This is a genomic window from Brevibacterium zhoupengii, assembly GCF_021117425.1.
In the GTDB taxonomy this organism is placed as follows: Bacteria; Actinomycetota; Actinomycetes; order Actinomycetales; family Brevibacteriaceae; genus Brevibacterium; species Brevibacterium zhoupengii.
This window is the reverse complement of record NZ_CP088298.1, coordinates 4,376,238-4,391,819: the sequence shown is the minus strand read 5'-3', so window position 1 is coordinate 4,391,819 and position 15,582 is coordinate 4,376,238. Positions and strand designations below refer to the sequence as shown.

Annotated in this window: 13 protein-coding genes; 8 read left to right on the top strand and 5 right to left on the bottom strand. The window is 62.6% G+C overall.

From position 1 onward, the window contains the following. Positions 1 to 3 precede the first annotated feature (3 nt). Positions 4 to 2,334, bottom strand: a complete 2,331-nt coding sequence (locus tag LQ788_RS19760) for a DUF6049 family protein (protein ID WP_231443999.1) — start codon at positions 2,332 to 2,334, stop codon at positions 4 to 6. Further along, positions 2,331 to 2,819 carry an NUDIX domain-containing protein gene (locus LQ788_RS19755; RefSeq protein WP_101556893.1) on the bottom strand — a complete coding sequence of 163 codons (489 nt, stop codon included), beginning with the start codon at positions 2,817 to 2,819 and terminating at the stop codon, positions 2,331 to 2,333. Before LQ788_RS19755 ends, LQ788_RS19760 begins: the two co-directional genes overlap by 4 nt. Positions 2,820 to 2,938: 119 nt before the next feature. Here LQ788_RS19755 and LQ788_RS19750 point away from each other — a divergent pair, with 119 nt between their 5' ends. From LQ788_RS19750 to rplI, 8 genes are all read left to right on the top strand, one after another. Continuing rightward, complete coding sequence (locus LQ788_RS19750) at positions 2,939 to 4,471, top strand: CCA tRNA nucleotidyltransferase (RefSeq protein ID WP_231443998.1); 1,533 nt, start codon at positions 2,939 to 2,941, stop codon at positions 4,469 to 4,471. Between the two features lie 112 nt (positions 4,472 to 4,583). Then, entirely contained in the window at positions 4,584 to 6,290 is a 1,707-nt protein-coding gene (locus LQ788_RS19745) for an AMP-binding protein (RefSeq protein ID WP_275901935.1), read from the top strand. Between the two features lie 392 nt (positions 6,291 to 6,682). Then, entirely contained in the window at positions 6,683 to 9,055 is a 2,373-nt protein-coding gene (locus tag LQ788_RS19740) for a transglycosylase domain-containing protein (protein WP_231443996.1), read from the top strand. Between the two features lie 37 nt (positions 9,056 to 9,092). Next, positions 9,093 to 10,418, top strand: a complete 1,326-nt coding sequence (locus LQ788_RS19735) for a hypothetical protein (protein WP_231443994.1) — start codon at positions 9,093 to 9,095, stop codon at positions 10,416 to 10,418. 137 nt (positions 10,419 to 10,555) lie between these two features. After that, complete coding sequence (rpsF, locus tag LQ788_RS19730; protein WP_009882765.1) at positions 10,556 to 10,846, top strand: 30S ribosomal protein S6; 291 nt, start codon at positions 10,556 to 10,558, stop codon at positions 10,844 to 10,846. A gap of 33 nt (positions 10,847 to 10,879) precedes the next feature. Beyond that, entirely contained in the window at positions 10,880 to 11,521 is a 642-nt protein-coding gene (locus tag LQ788_RS19725; RefSeq protein WP_231443992.1) for a single-stranded DNA-binding protein, read from the top strand. Between the two features lie 36 nt (positions 11,522 to 11,557). Then, positions 11,558 to 11,797 (top strand): 30S ribosomal protein S18, encoded by a 240-nt coding sequence (gene rpsR / locus LQ788_RS19720; protein WP_009882767.1) that lies wholly within the window; start codon positions 11,558 to 11,560, stop codon positions 11,795 to 11,797. Positions 11,798 to 11,812: 15 nt separating this feature from the next. Beyond that, a complete protein-coding gene (gene rplI / locus LQ788_RS19715) occupies positions 11,813 to 12,271 on the top strand; it encodes a 50S ribosomal protein L9 (protein ID WP_009882769.1) in 459 nt (152 codons plus the stop codon). Between the two features lie 170 nt (positions 12,272 to 12,441). On the opposite strand, the gene LQ788_RS19710 is transcribed toward rplI, so the two are convergent. Genes LQ788_RS19710 through argE form a run of 3 tightly spaced genes read right to left on the bottom strand, consistent with a single transcriptional unit; the run spans position 12,442 to position 15,439 of the window. After that, a complete protein-coding gene (locus LQ788_RS19710) occupies positions 12,442 to 12,879 on the bottom strand; it encodes a hypothetical protein (RefSeq protein WP_231443990.1) in 438 nt (145 codons plus the stop codon). Between the two features lie 53 nt (positions 12,880 to 12,932). Then, positions 12,933 to 14,234 (bottom strand): MFS transporter, encoded by a 1,302-nt coding sequence (locus LQ788_RS19705; RefSeq protein ID WP_231443988.1) that lies wholly within the window; start codon positions 14,232 to 14,234, stop codon positions 12,933 to 12,935. A gap of 5 nt (positions 14,235 to 14,239) precedes the next feature. Further along, entirely contained in the window at positions 14,240 to 15,439 is a 1,200-nt protein-coding gene (gene argE, locus LQ788_RS19700; RefSeq protein WP_231443986.1) for an acetylornithine deacetylase, read from the bottom strand. Between the last annotated feature and the right edge of the window lie 143 nt (positions 15,440 to 15,582).

Below are 15,582 nucleotides of genomic sequence, written 5' to 3'. Positions count from 1 at the left end.
GTCCTACCTCGTTTCCGATTCGTCGTTGTGCGCGCGGGCCATCGCATCGGCCAGCTGCTGTTCGGGGATCTTCCTGCGGCCGCGGGAGATCGTCTTGATCAAGCCGACCACGAACACTGCGGCCAGTGCCAATCCGACAACTGCCGTGCCGATGTTCTCCCAGTCGGCCCGCACTCTGACAAGCAGAGTCTCGTCCTTCGGCAGAACGACGTCATCGGTGGCGACCATCTCGATCGTCGTCGGCACATCGGCGTTGGCCAGACCCTTGACCGGAACGTCGACGCGCATGGTCTCCTCAGCGGGCACGACCACGGTTTCCGTGGGTTCGGCCCGCAGCTGAGGGGTCTTCGGCTTCATCCGGATGCTCATCGTCGCCTCGGCGGAGGAATCATTGACGATCGTCACCGGAATGGTCGTCTCCTCACCGGTGACCAGCAGTACTGAGGATCCCTTTTCGAGATAGAGACTGTTTCGCACCTTCTCGCTCGAAGCCTGCGCCTCGTCGGCGCAGCGTGTGGCATTTCCACCCAGGGTCCACGCCACCGAGGTGCAGCTGAGCAGCTCGCGGTCCAGCCGCGCATTCGCTCCTGCCGGATCGGAGAACACACTGTTGAATTTCCTCTGCGTCGTCCGGGTCTCGGCAAGGCTCTTCACAGCCTTCGCGCCGATGGTCTTCGAATCCGTCCCGGTCTGCAGCACGCCACGGGGCACGACATCGGTGTCGAGGAGCTCATCGATGCCGGAGGGGTCGACCCACGGGGCGTCCGCGATGGCCCCGACCGTCTGCTCCCAGTTCGCCGAGGCTGCTGTACGCGGCATGGGCAGCAGCAGGTGCCGCGTCCGGTAGGGGGCCTCGGCTTGGATCGCGGCGGTCGTTGCGACCAATTCCGAGATCCCTGAGGCCGGATGGTCCGAGTCGGCTACTTGAGCGCTCTGCTTTGCCAGAGCGGAATCGCTGATCAGGGTGTCGATCGATGACTGAGCATCGGAGGTGAGTCGGGTCTTCGAATGGGCGTTGTCGTGGACGCCACCCAAAGAGGGCTGCTGGGTGTTGTCGAGGATCACGGCCTTGTCCCCGGCTTTGGCGAAGGCGGCGAGGTCAGAGCGCTGAGCGGAGCCGGCGATGGGCCAGGCGATGTCGGTCTTGGCCTTCGGCAGGACATCCTTGACGATCGTCCGCTGCTTGCGTGCGAAGGTCCCCAGGCTCTTCAGATCGCCCTTGCGCAGAGTTGTTTGGTCGGGGTCTCCGAAGGGCAGAGCGATGACGGTGTGCGACTCCGCCTCGTCGAGGAAATCCTGATACCAGGTGTCGAGGCGCTTGCGCTGCTCTTCCTGGGCTTTCAGCTCATCGGCGGTGAGTCCGTCGGCATTGCCCTGATCATTGGAGTCTGCGCCAGGGTCGGTGTCATGGGCGTCGGGTCCTGCGGTCGCCGTTTCGGTGTCCTGCGGTGAGGGTTCGTCGGTCTCCTCGGGATCCGACCCGTCATCCTCGGGAGTTGGGTCGGCGACCGCGGCTTCGAAGGACGCGATGACCCTGGGGTCCAGGGCGATGCCCACTCCAGGGTTGTCGAGCACGTTCCTGATCGCGGTCAGGGAACCGCCCTTGCCGATCGCCTTGTCGAGTTCGTCGGGATCGATGATCCCGTCGGTGGTGTGAGCCGGAAGCGTCACCGGGGCGAGCATGCTGACCTTGGTCTTGTCGAACTTCGGGCTCGGATACCAGGTGGAGAAGCCGACTTCTGAAGCCCGCCGTCCGGTGTCGTCGCCGAGCTGCACGCTCAGGCCGCGTGGGCCCCAGGCCGAGACGGGAGAGGACTTCTGCAGCCCCAACTCATCCGCTGGGACGGAGAACGTGAATTCCGAGGAGGACTCTGCCGCGATCTCTTTGTCGAAGGCGGTGTCCACTTTAGTCTCCGAATCCGAGTTCTCATCGGTGCTCTGCCCCGCTTCCTTGGCCTTTTTACGAGCATCGGGGCCGTTGTTCTCGATGTCGGCGACCAGGCGGTTCCGGGACTGATCGGTCTTCCAACTCTGGATCTTGCGTCCGGAGTCGAGTTTCTGTGTGGACATCGCCAAAGCCAGATCGGGATCAGAGATCGCTTGATCTGTGGGGTTTGTGATCGTGCCGCGCACCGTGAGCGTGCCCTTCTCATCCACCCATGGTGTGACCTCGTCGAGGGTGATCGAGACCTCAGCGGCGCTCGAACTGGTGTTCGTCGCGGCGCTGGCGGGACCAGCCGTACCCAAGAGCGGGACAGCGAAAACTGACCCTGCGAGCAGCAGGACTGTGCTCAGCAGGGCGAGGAGGAAACGCGTGTGACTGATGGGTTTCACTGCTCCAATCGGGCAACCATCGGGCGGGCTGCGGCAACGATGCGACGCTCATTGGCGAATGAGAGCCGGGAGCGCAGATCGTTGAAGGGGATCCACGCGGCGTCGATCGCTTCCTGGTCAGGATCATTATCCACGGTCAGCGTCCCCGACCGCGCACGCAGCAGGAAGTGGTGGACGAGTTTGTGGACACGGATTCCCGTCACCGTGAACCAGTAGTCGACGGTGCCCAGCGGGCAGATGATCTGCCCGAGGATCCCTGTCTCCTCTTCCACCTCACGGCGAGCCGCCTCGGCGGGGGTCTCAATTCCTTCGAGATGACCCTTGGGAAGGCACCATTCTATGCGTCCTGCTCGGTTGATCCGCGCGATCACGGCCACGGTCAGCTCCGGGCGTGTGAAGTCGACGACGATGCCCCCGGCGGAAATCTCCTCTACCGTGGTGCGACGAGACGCTCTGGGTCCCGGCTTGGGCATCGGTGTGGTCATTCTCCTACCTTAGTAGGCGATTCTTGGAAGTGTCGTGGGGCGCGCTCCCGGTAGGCTGGACTCTGCTGAAGTTGAGTCGTCTCCGATCGGAGCGGCGCAGGAGAACACAAAGGAGCTCGGTGGACCCGAAGACCGCGCACGCCCGTCTGTACGACAAGCTCGATGAGCTCGAGAACATTCTCGGGCCCTTGGGCAAGCGCTTCGCAGCGGCCGGATTCGAACTCGCCCTCGTCGGCGGCTCCGTCCGTGATGCACTGTTGGGTCGTCCCATGCCCGATCTCGACTTCACCACTGACGCACGCCCCGACGACATCCTCGCTCTCATCTCCGACTGGGTGGACACCCACTGGGACATCGGCCGGGAATTCGGCACCATCGGCGCCATCAAATCCGGTGTGCAGATCGAGATCACCACCTATCGTGCCGAGGCCTATGATCCGGAATCGCGGAAGCCGACGGTGCAATTCGGCACCGACCTCGACGCTGATCTGGTCCGACGCGACTTCACGATCGGGGCGATGGCGATCCGCCTCCCGGCGATGACCTTCGTCGACCCGTTCGATGGCTTCACCGATCTCATCGAAGGTGTTATCCGCACCCCGGGCACCGCCGCGGATTCGTTCTCCGATGATCCGCTGCGCATGATGCGCGCCGCTCGGTTCACCGCTCAGCTGGGTCTCGATCCCGTCGCCGAGGTGGAAGCGGCGATGCGTGACATGGCCGATCGGATCGCGATCATCTCCGCTGAACGTATCCAGGTGGAGCTGTTCAAGCTGATGACCGGCATCGACCCGGCCGCGGGCATCGATCTGCTGGTGCGCACCGATGTCGCCGATCATGTTCTGCCCGAAGTCGCCGGCCTGCGGCTCGAGACCGATGAGCATCATCGCCACAAGGACGTCTATCAGCACTCACTGACCGTGCTGCGCCAAGCCGTCGAGCTCGAAGAGCAGTATGCGGCCAAACAGCGCGAAGCCGGGTTGAGCTCCGATGATCCCAACTGCCTCGTGGTGCCGGACTTCGTCGTCAGGTTCGCGGCGCTGATGCACGATGTCGGCAAACCCGCGACCCGCAGGTTCCTGCCTGGTGGGGCCGTGACCTTCTATCACCATGATGCTGTCGGTGCGAAGCTGACGGCGAAGCGGATGAAGGCGCTGCGCTTCGACAAGGACACGACCAAGGCCGTCGGCCGCCTCGTCGAGCTGCACCTGCGCTTCTACGGCTACGGCGACGCCGGCTGGACCGATTCTGCCGTGCGCCGCTACGTCACCGATGCCGGCCCACTGCTCTCCCGCCTGCACATCCTCACCCGGGCAGACGTGACCACCCGGAACAAGAAGAAGGCCGATCGGCTCGCCTTCGCCTACGACGATCTGGAGCACCGGATCGAGAAGCTCAGCGAACAGGAAGAACTGGCAGCGATCCGTCCCGATCTCGACGGTCGCCAGATCATGGCCATCCTCGACATCAAGCCCTCGCCGCTGGTGGGCAAGGCCTACAAGCACCTGCTCGAGGAGCGGATGGAGCACGGCCCGCTGGGACACGAGCGCGCCGAAGAGGTTCTGCGGCAGTGGTGGGCCGAGAACGGGCCCGCCGAAGTTGGGCCCAACGAAACTGAGCCTGACGACGTCGAGCCTGGCGAGGAGTCCTAGGCTCCACCCCCGCCTGTTGTCCTCCTCACATCAACTGATAGCTTCGTAAATCGCGTATGTTTGTGCTTGTCGTCACATGATGTGGCGCAGGCGACGATGTGAGGAGAACCTGATGACTGTGACCGATGAATTCCGTGCAGCCAGAGACAAGCTGATCGAGTTGCGCAGCGATGCCGCGGCGGCCGGCGACGGCTTTCAATGGCCGCGCTTCGACCACTTCAACTTCGGCATCGACTGGTTCGACAAGGTCGCCGAGGGCAACGACAGCCCAGCCCTGTGGATCGTCGAACAAGACGGGACAGAGGGCAAGTGGAGCTATGCCGAACTCTCTCGTCGCTCGAATCAGGTGGCCAATTTCCTCCGCCGCTCCGGTGTGAAGCGCGGTGACCACGTCATGATCATGCTCAACAACCAGGTTGAGCTGTGGGAGACCATGCTCGCCGGCATCAAACTCGGCGCGGTTCTCCTACCCACGACGACTCAGCTGGGGCCCATCGATCTCAACGATCGCGTCGATCGCGGCAAGGCCGAATTCGTTATCGCCGGTGCTGCGGATGCCGCGAAGTTTGACGAGGTCGACGCCGAGGTGGTGCGCATCGTCGTCGGTGCTGACGCCTCTCGTCAGCAGGACTACAGCTACGTCGATGCCGATGACGAAGACAACATCTTCGACCCGCAGGGCACCTCGCGCGCCGATGATCTGCTCCTCCTCTACTTCACCTCGGGCACGACCTCGAAGGCGAAGATGGTCGCCCACTCCCACGTGTCCTACCCCGTCGGTCACCTGTCGACGATGTACTGGATGGGCCTGACCCCCGGCGATGTCCACCTCAATGTGGCCTCGCCCGGCTGGGCCAAGCACGCTTGGTCGAATATCTTCACTCCTTGGATCGCCGAATCCTGCGTCTTCCTCTACAACTACTCGCGTTTCGACGCGAATGCCCTGATGGAGACCATGGATCGGGTCGGCGTGACCAGCTTCTGTGCCCCTCCGACTGTGTGGCGCATGCTCATCCAGGCAGACCTCAGCCACCTCAAGAACCCGCCGAAGATCGCCCTGGGTGCTGGCGAACCCCTCAACCCGGAGGTCATCGACCGGGTCAAGCAGGAATGGGACGTGCTCATCCGCGACGGCTACGGCCAGACGGAGACGACCCTGCAGGTCGGCAACTCCCCTGACCAGGAGCTCAAATACGGTTCCATGGGCAAGGTTCTGCCCGGCTACGACGTGGTCCTCATCGATCCGGCGACCGGCGAAGAGGGCAATGAGGGCGAGATCTGCCTGCGCCTGGATCCCCGCCCCTTGGGTCTGACCAGCGGGTACTGGTCAAACGAGGAGAAGACCGCTGAAGCTTTCGAAGGCGGTGTCTATCACACCGGTGACGTCGCCGAACGCGATGAAAACGGCTACATCACCTATGTCGGCCGCGCCGATGACGTGTTCAAGGCCAGCGACTATCGTCTGTCTCCGTTCGAGCTCGAGAGTGTGCTCATCGAGCACGAGGCCGTCGCCGAGGCGGCTGTGGTCCCATCGCCGGATCCCGTGCGTCTCGCTGTTCCCAAGGCCTACGTTGTCCCTGCGGGCGGATTCGAGCCCAACGCGGAGACCGCGCGAGCCATTCTCGCCTACTGCCGTGAGCATCTGGCTCCTTATAAGCGCATCCGCCGGCTCGAGTTCTCTGAGCTGCCGAAGACGATCTCCGGCAAGATCCGCCGCGTAGAGCTTCGTGCCCGTGAGGATCAGCTGCACCCGTTCAGCGGTGAGCCGGTTGTCGAGGGCAAGGAGTACGCCGACACGGACTTCGACCTCAAGAGCTGATCAACTCTCGTTGGGAGCTGAGGGCACTTCCCTCCCTCGCCGAGTACTGAGGGCACTTCTCATCCCTCGCCGAGTGCTGAGGGATGGGAGTGCACAGTTTTGTGCACGGGGGTGGGCCGACAGGCGGCTGATAGTTGAAAAATGGGCTAAATGTGAGCAATTCCGCACTGGATGTGGTCGATGAACTCGACAGACGGTAAAATCCCTGGTGAGAGCGGATATCAGCCGCTACTCGTAAGTACAGACAGGTAACTAATGGGTCAGGTGGGCGCCAGATTCAGGGGATTTTCACTCTGTTCCAAAGAAGGCGTGCCACACTGAAGCCCAAGTGTGACCTTATCGAACCTCGTCGCCACGCAATGCGGCAGGCAAACTGACCTGGAGGACCTTGGGTGGCTAAGGGACAAGAACAAGCCAAAACCAGAGGCAAGAAGACAAAGAACATTCTCAACTATCCGCGCTCAGGTGTGCGCGGATGGACGCGTTTTCTGCCCAGCATCCGGCTGCTCGTCGTCGGCGGACTCAGCATCATCATCGCCTTGTGCGTGCTGTTCTCCATCGGCTACGCCGCCACCGACGTCCCTGAGCCCAATATCGAGGCCACCGGTCAGACGTCGACTATCTACTATAACGACGGCAAGACCCCCATTGGTCAGTACAAAGTCCAAGACCGCAAGTCCGTGAAGATCGATGAGATCTCCGAGCCGATGCGCAAGGCCGCCATCGCCGCCGAAGACACCTCGTTCTATGAGAACCGCGGAATCTCGATCAAGGGACTCTCCCGCGCCGTTGTCGGCGTCGTCACGAACCAGTACGCCGGCGGCGGTTCGACGATCACACAGCAGTACGTGAAGAACTTCTACCTGACCAACGAGCATTCTCTGGATCGCAAGGTCAAGGAGATGTTCATCTCCCTCAAGATCGACCAGCAGCAGAGCAAGGATGAGATCCTCGCCAACTACCTGAACACGATCTATCTGGGACGCCGGTCCTACGGCATCGAGGTCGCCAGCCAGAACTACTTCGACAAGTCGGCGAAGGACCTCGATGTCAGCGAGTCGGCTCTGCTGGCCGCGATGATCCAGCGCCCGGGTGCAGCTGACCCTGCAGACAATCCCGAGGCCTACCAGGATCGCTTCGACTACGTTGTGAAGTCGATGGCCGATGAGGGCTTCATCACCGACGAGCAGGCCGCCAAGGTCGAGATGCCCGAGGTGAAGGAAGCAAGCAAGGAAGAATCCCTCAAGGGCCAGACCGGGTACATGTGGGAATACGTACGCCGTGAGGCGCTGCGCAAGCTCGACATCGACGAGGCTCAGCTGGACCGCGGTGGCTACAACATCGTCACCACTTTCGACAAAGACCGGATGAAGGAAGCCGAAAAGGCCATCAAGAACCTTCCACCGGATCAGCCCGACGGGATGCAGGCGGGTCTGGTCTCGATCGACCCGGACAACGGCGGAATCGAAGCCTTCTACGGTGGTAAGAACTACTTGGACCAGGCCTTCAATGTCTCGACTCAGGGCCATGCTCAGGCCGGTTCGACCTTCAAGCCCTTCGCTCTAGTGGCGGGCTTGGAAAACGGTGTGCGATTGACGGACCGGTACCCGGGCACCGCGACAACAATCAAAAATGACGGCAACCCGTGGGAAGTCTCCAACTTCGGCGGAGCGAACTATGGGCCAGTGACCCTGCTCAAGGCAACGGAGTCCTCGATCAACACCGCCTATGCGGCTCTCAACGAACAGGTTGGCCCTGACAAGACAGTTGACGTCGCTCAGCGAGCGGGACTCAGCGGGAACTGCACGAAAAAGCAGATGAAAACGGGTGATACCAGGAACTGCACGATCGATCTGACCCCGGACCTGTCGAACGTTCTGGGCACCCCAAGCGTCAAAGTCGTCGATATGGCGAATGCATACGCGACGTTCGCCTCTAATGGCGTCAAGCACGATGCCCACGCCATTAAGAAGGTCACTCAGGGCGAACAGGACGAAGAGATCTACAAGTCGAAGACCAAGGGCGATCGTGTCTTCGACGAGGCAGTTGCTGCCGAGACTTCTTTCGCTCTCAGCCAGGTCGTCAACGGTGGTTCGGGCAGTTACGCACAGCAACTTGGTCGACCTGCAGCCGGCAAGACTGGTACCACGTCGAACAATAAGGCTGCGTGGTTCACCGGGTACACCCCGAACCTAGCCACTGCTGTCGTCCTCTACCGCGAAGTCGACGGCAAGTCGATTCCGATCGGCCCATACGGCGGTCGCGGCGAGGTCACCGGTGGCTCCTTCCCGATCCAGGTCTGGACCGAGTACATGAAGGCTGCTCTTGAAGGCGAAAAGGTCGAACAGTTCCCCGAGCGCGGAGAGCTGCCGGATAAGCCGAAGCCCAAGAACACGAATGAACCGGTAGCGCCTGCCCCGAAGCCCGAGCCCAAGACTCCCAGCGGCAGCGACGACGGCAGCGACGGTGGTGACGGGTCCGATAAGAAGGCCCCGGTCGACGAACCGAGCGAGAAGCCGAAGGACGACAAGGACAAGGAAAAGGACGCCGACAGTTCGAAGGATGGCGACTCGGGTGCAGACGAGCCGAAGCCGACCGAACCGCCTAAGGACGATCCACCTAAGGACGATCCACCTAAGGACGATCCACCTAAGGACGACCCGCCTAAGGACGACACGCCGAAGGGCAACGACGACAGTTCTGAGGACGGTGGCGATTCGTCAGGAGGACTGCCCGTTAAGCCACCGGCGTCACCCGGAGGCTGATAACGGTCATCGGCCCGCTGGCCGGTAACCTCTAGTCATGCCCCATCAGTCCAGCACCCGGATCGCCGAGCCTCTGCTCGGCGGTCCGGACGGCATTCACCTCGCATCAGCAGGAGCGCGGTTCCGGCGCGGTCAGGCATATGTCTTCGCCGGAATCCTCGGTTTCACCACGTTCTTCGCCCTCGCCCTGCAGGGCCCGTGCCTGAGTTCGGGCTACGAACAGCCGACAGCCTCGGCGAGGATGTGCTCCGGGCCTCTGTCCATGGCATTCCTCGGAGAGTTCAATCCCGAGGATGCTCTAGGACGCTCCCACGGGGGCATGCCGGGACTGCCCGCGCTCGAGTCTCGTCTCGTCCAACTGGGCAAACTCATGACCGACGATGTCTCGGTCTTCATGGCGATGGTCCTCATCATCAACGTCCTCGCCTTCGCCGCGCTCGGCGTCGCACTTCTGGTCCTCGCCAGGCAGAGAGCTTGGCTGGTCGCAGCCTTCGCTTCGCCGGTCATCCTCTTCACCCTGGGGTCGAGTCTGGACCCCGTGGCGCTTGCACTGAGCGTCTGGGCCATGGTCATCTTCGTCGGATCCTCCCCGATGAGATCACGTCCCTGGCTCTCCGGGGTCCTCCTTGGGATAGCCGCGTTCATCAACCCGCTGGCCCTGCTGGTTCTCCTCGCCCTCACCCTGGCCGGTCCGCGCCCGGCTGGACGACTGCGTCCCCGGGACCCGCGGATGATGCTCGCGGCGGTCACCATCACCTCGGCGCTTCTCCTGGTCATCGACGGCACCGCCATCGACCGGGTCCTGCACTGGATGAGCGATGCCGTCGACGGCGGCTCCTTCGCCTCCATCCTGGTCATGGCACGGCTGGGGACCGCCGAGGTCTGGGCACCGGTGTGGATCATCGCCAGCGCGGGAGTCATCGCCGCAATCGCCGTCTCGCTGTTCATGGTCCGGCGGACGGGACTCGACCCGGCCGTCGCCGCCTGCCTCCTCATCGGCGGCTGTCTGCTGCTGGCCCCCGGGATGATGCCCTGGGACAGCCTGTGGATCCTGCCGTTCCTCGCCCTGACCGTTCGTCGCTGGTGGGTGCTCATCATCTGGGCTGTGGCGGAGACTGCGTTCGCCATTGCCATCCACCTCGGCGATGTCGCTGCCATTGAGCCCGACAAAGGACTCGAGCCGACCTTCGTCGCGCTCCTGACTCTCCTGCGGTTGCTCGCACTCGTCGCCGTCGTCATCTGCGCGGGTGAGAATCTGTACCGACGACGAATCCGCGGTCGACTGCGCTCTGCACAACCACCTCGCCGAGTTGAAGCCGATCGTCCGGTCATCCGTGTGCAAGGGCACGGGGATCCGACATGACACCACAGGTGCCCGTCCACTAGACTGTGTAGGTCTGTTCCCATTTCACGACAAGCGTGAGGGACGGAACGGACATGCATATACCCTCCTGCCATGGAACGACCATGGCCGTAAAGACCAGAGGAGGTGGGTGACAGATGCGTCATTACGAGCTCATGCTCATTCTTGACAACGAAACCGACGAGCGGACGTTGGCTGACACCGTGGACAAACTGATGAAGGTTGTCCCGGCTGAAAACGGAACCGTCGACAACGTGGACATCTGGGGACGCAGGCGCTTCGCCTACGACATCCAGAAGAAGTCCGAAGGCTTCTATGTCGTGGTTGATTTCCACGCAGAGCCTGCAACGACCAAGGAACTCGATCGCCAGCTCGGACTCAACGAGTCCGTCCTGCGCACCAAGATCCTCCGCCCAGACGCCAAGTAATAGCGTCAAGCACCTCGTTTCAAGGAGCAGTCAATGGCAGGCGAAACAGTCATCACGGTCGTCGGGAACCTGACAAGTGATCCCGAACTGCGATTCACACCTAATGGTGCTGCGGTCGCAAACTTCACCGTGGCTTCGACGCCGCGTATGTTCGACCGTCAGTCCAACGAGTTCAAGGACGGGGAAACCCTGTTCCTTCGCTGCTCGGTATGGCGTGAGATGGGCGAAAACGTAGCCGAATCCTTGCAGCGTGGTACTCGGGTCGTCGTTCAGGGCCGCCTGAAGTCGCGGTCCTTCGAAACCAAAGAGGGCGAAAAGCGCACCGTCATGGAACTGGACGTCGACGAAGTCGGCCCCAGCCTGCGACGCGCCACCGCTCAGGTGACGAAGAACGAACGCAGCGGAGGCGGATTCTCCGGCGGCGGTAACTTCGGTGGACAGCAGCAGGGCGGAGGCGCCCAGCAGGGTGGCTTCGGTCAGCAGCAGTCTTCCGGCTGGGGCAACAACCCGAATCAGGGCAACCCGAATCAGGGCGGTTCGCAGCAGGGTGGTCAGCGCCAGGGTGGTTACAGCCAGGGGAACAACGCACCGGCAAATGACCCGTGGGCATCATCGAGTCCACAGGGCGGCAACGGCGGCTGGGGCAACCCGGGCGCCGATGAACCGCCGTTCTAAACACGTTCAAGACATTTCGTAAATCAGGAGATACTCATGGCAAAGCCAGAGATCCGGAAGCCTATCAAGAAGAAGGCTAATCCGCTCAAGAAGGGCGAAGCGGCGAAGATCCACTACAAGGACACCGCTACGCTCCGTAAGTTCATTTCCGACCGCGGCAAGATCCGTGCTCGTCGCGTCACCGGCGTGACCGTGCAGGAACAGCGCGTCATCGCAAAGGCCGTCAAGAACGCCCGCGAGATGGCACTTCTGCCCTACTCGAGCACTGCTCGCTGATCGGAGGGAGAGAACATGCCTAATCGCAAAGTTATTCTGAACCAGGAAGTTGATGGTCTGGGAGCCGCCGGCGACATCGTCGAGGTTCGCGCCGGATACGCACGTAACCTGCTCCTGCCTCGTGGCTGGGCTTCTGCATGGACCGCGGGCGCGGAGAAGCATGTCAATGCTCTTCGCAAGGCTCGTCAGGCCAAGCAGATTGCTGACCATGATGAAGCAGTCAAGGTGAAGGCTCAGCTGGAATCCTCCAGCGCCCGCATCGAACTCAAGTCCGGTAAGAACGGCCGCCTCTTCGGCGCCGTGACCCCGGCTCTTGTGGCCGAAGCACTGCACACCGCGACCGGGCACGACTTCGATCGTCGTCAGGTCGCACTGCCTGCTCACGTCAAGACCTCCGGCAGCTACACCGCTACCGTGCGCGTCAACGACGAGATCACCGCGAACGCCAAGTTCGAGGTCATCGGCAAGGCCTGAAGCTTTTACAGCCAGCCTGGCCGACCAGCGGTCAGCCCGGCTCGTAGTCGAAAGCAGACCTAAACGTCGAGGGGACACTTTACAGAGTGTTCCCTCGACGTTTTTGTTTGCTCTCGGTGAGTCGAGGCGCGAGTGGCGTGGCTCTCGACGACGGTGCGGTCGTTCGAGCGTCAGAACAGGATGCGTTCGGGTGGCGGGAACTCCGTGAATACCTCATCATCTGTGGGAGCCAATTCGAGGTAGCTGGGGCTGTCGTCGTCGATGAACAGCAGCAGCATGCACCCGTCGACCGTGGCATCGAGGATGACTCGGTTCGCGAAATCTCCCTGTCCACCGGTGTCGTCCCTGCTCTCGTCGTCGACTCGAGTCACCGGTCGCATGCCGATCGACGGGCAGGAACCGCAGTCACAGGGGTTGGTCACGACCACCTCGGCGAGGTTGGACTCCCAGGTCACACGCTGCGCGGGTGTGACCTGGGCCGAACTATCCCACGTCTCTTGCTGGGCATCGGCGTACGTGGCACTCGCCTCCTCAGCGGATGAGGGGTGGGCATGACGGATCATCGTCAGCGCGACCTCATGCTCCCGGGGCGTCAGTGGCCAGTACATGCCGCCAGGATACCAAGGCAGGCGCGCCGGCGGCAGACCTGCCGCCACTTGTATCAGCGCTGGTCGTAGTGCCTGCGAACGAAGAACAGGCCGATGAGGGAGAGTACGGCGACTCCCATGTAGTACACGCTCGGCGAGTTCAGCGAACCGGTGATGTCGAGCAGCCACGTGAGCACCAAGGGAGCGATGCCGCCGAGCAGCGTCACACCGATGTTGTAGGCCGTGGACAGCCCGGTGCCTCTGATCTCTGCCGGGAAGAGGACAGAGAGCATGCCCGGCAGCGGAGCGAAGTAGAACGCCATGATCACGCCGAGCACGGCGATGACGAAGATGAACGCGGGCACGCTGCGCTGGGTGACGATGAGCTGGAACAGCGGCCACGCGAGCACCAGGGCCGCGATCGCGGCATAGGTCATGATCCGCGCCGCACCGACCCGATCGGCAAGTCGTCCCACCAACGGTGAACCGAGCAGACAGATCAGACCCGCCAAAATGCCGCCGAGGTAGGCCGCCGTCGGTGAGATGCCCAAGTTGGACATCGCGAAGGTGGGCATGAAGAGGATCATGTACACGGAGATCGTAGCGACACCGACAGACGCGGAGGCCGCGAGAATGCGACCCCAGTGGTTGGCGAAAAGCGTGCGCAGGGGCGACTTCGCCGGAGGCCGCGACACGAACTCCTCGGTCTCGTCGAGCTTGGAGCGGATGTAGAGTCCGACCGGTCCGACGAGGAGGCCGATGAGGAACGGCACCCTCCAGCCCCAGGAGTGGAGTGCTTCTTCGGACAGGTACGTATTGAGGGCGAAGCCGAAGGCCGAGGCCAAGGCCATCGAGGCTCCCTGGCTGGCGATCTGCCAGGAGGCGTAGTACATCTTCCGGTGCGGAGCGGTCTCCACCAGGAAGGTCGTCGCCGTGCCGAACTCGCCGCCGGCGGAGAACCCCTGCAGGAGTCTGGATGCCAAGATGATGAGAGCGCCCCAGACCCCGATCTGCGAATAGGTCGGGGCGATCGCCATGAGCAGGGTGCCGAGCATCATGAGGAACAGGGTGAGGGTCAGCGCCGGTTTGCGGCCGCGTCGATCGGCGAACCTGCCCAGGACCAGGCCGCCGATGGGGCGGACGAGGTAGGAGATCGCGAAGGTGGCGAAGGTGAGGATGAGGGAGAAGACCGGATCGCCCTCAGGGTAGAAGATCTCCGAGATCACGACGGCGAACGACGCGAAGACGATGATGTCGAACCATTCGAGGGCGGCACCGATCGAACTGGAGATGACGGCCTTGCGTGCGGCCAGGAGACGCTCCGGAGTTGCCTCGAGCACAGGCCCCTGCTGCGCATCCGCGGTGGACGAGCTCATGGTGCTCACTCTCCTTCCGCGTTGAGGTCGGTGTTGCTGCTGAGGTCGGTGATGAGGTTGCCGATGAACGCTTCGCAGGCGACGATCTGTTCGAGTTCGATGTACTCATCGGGAGCGTGGGCCTGTGCGATGTCTCCGGGGCCGCACACGACGGTGGGGATGCCCGCGTTCGAGAACAGTCCCGCCTCGGTGCCGTAGGTGACCTTGTCGTCGCTGACCTCTCCGCCCCATTGACCGGCCAGGGAGACGATGTCGGCCTCAGCTGGAGTTTCGCAGCCGGGAGCGGCAGCCTCAACGGTGAAGTCGACGTGAGCGCTGTCGTTCTCCGCGCGCATCATGCGCTCGAGGCGGGCCGCCTCGGCGCGGAATCGATCGACGAGTGCTTCACGATCCACAGATCCCAGGGATCGGAACTCGAATTGCACGCTCGCCTCGGCGGGGATCGTGTTGACGGCGATGCCGCCGCTGATCGTATTCGCCGTCACCGTGGTGAAGGGCACGACGTAGTTCTCGTCGAAGGGTCCCTCGGTGCGGAATTCAGCGGCGACCGCATGGACGAAGGTGACGAACTCGGAGGCGTAGGCAATCGAGTTCACACCTTCCGGGGTCAGCGAGGAATGTGCCGCGACGCCGTGGAAATCAACCCGGAAGACGTTCATCGACTTGTGGCCGCGCACGACCCGCATGCTTGAGGGCTCACCGACGATGCAGCCGCGTGGGGCCAGGCCCGTCTCGGTGATCGTGTCGACGAGGTCGATCGCACCCACGCAGCCGACCTCTTCGTCATAGGAGAAGGCGAGGTGGATGGGCTCCTTGAGCTTCGCGGCGGTGAGCTCAGGCAGTTTCGCGAGGATCACGCCGATGAAGGACTTCATATCCGCACTGCCGCGCGCGTAGAGCTTGCCGTTTCTGATCTGCGGAGTGAAGGGCTCACTTGACCAATCCTGTCCGTCGACGGGTACGACATCGGTGTGCCCGGACAGGACGATTCCGCCGGTCGTAGAACCATCGGAGGCCGGCAGTGTGGCCAGCAGGTTTGCCTTGGTGCCCTCGGCGTTGGGCACACGCTGAGATTCGATGCCTGCGGCTTTGAGACGGTCGACGACGTGGTTGATGAGCGGGAGATTGGAATCCCGGCTGGTGGTGTCGAAGGTGATGAGATCGGTGATCTCGGAAATGGTGGCCTCGGCCGGTTGTGCTGGCACGGCTGCTCCTGACTGTACGGGGGTGAACCGTCCGGTCAGCCTGAAGCGGAAACCTGGTCAGGTCCCTTCCCGTGCGGGACAGCGGTGACCAGACCCCGACACACTACGCCCGAAATGTTGGTGAGACTGCTGGGTCTCGCCAA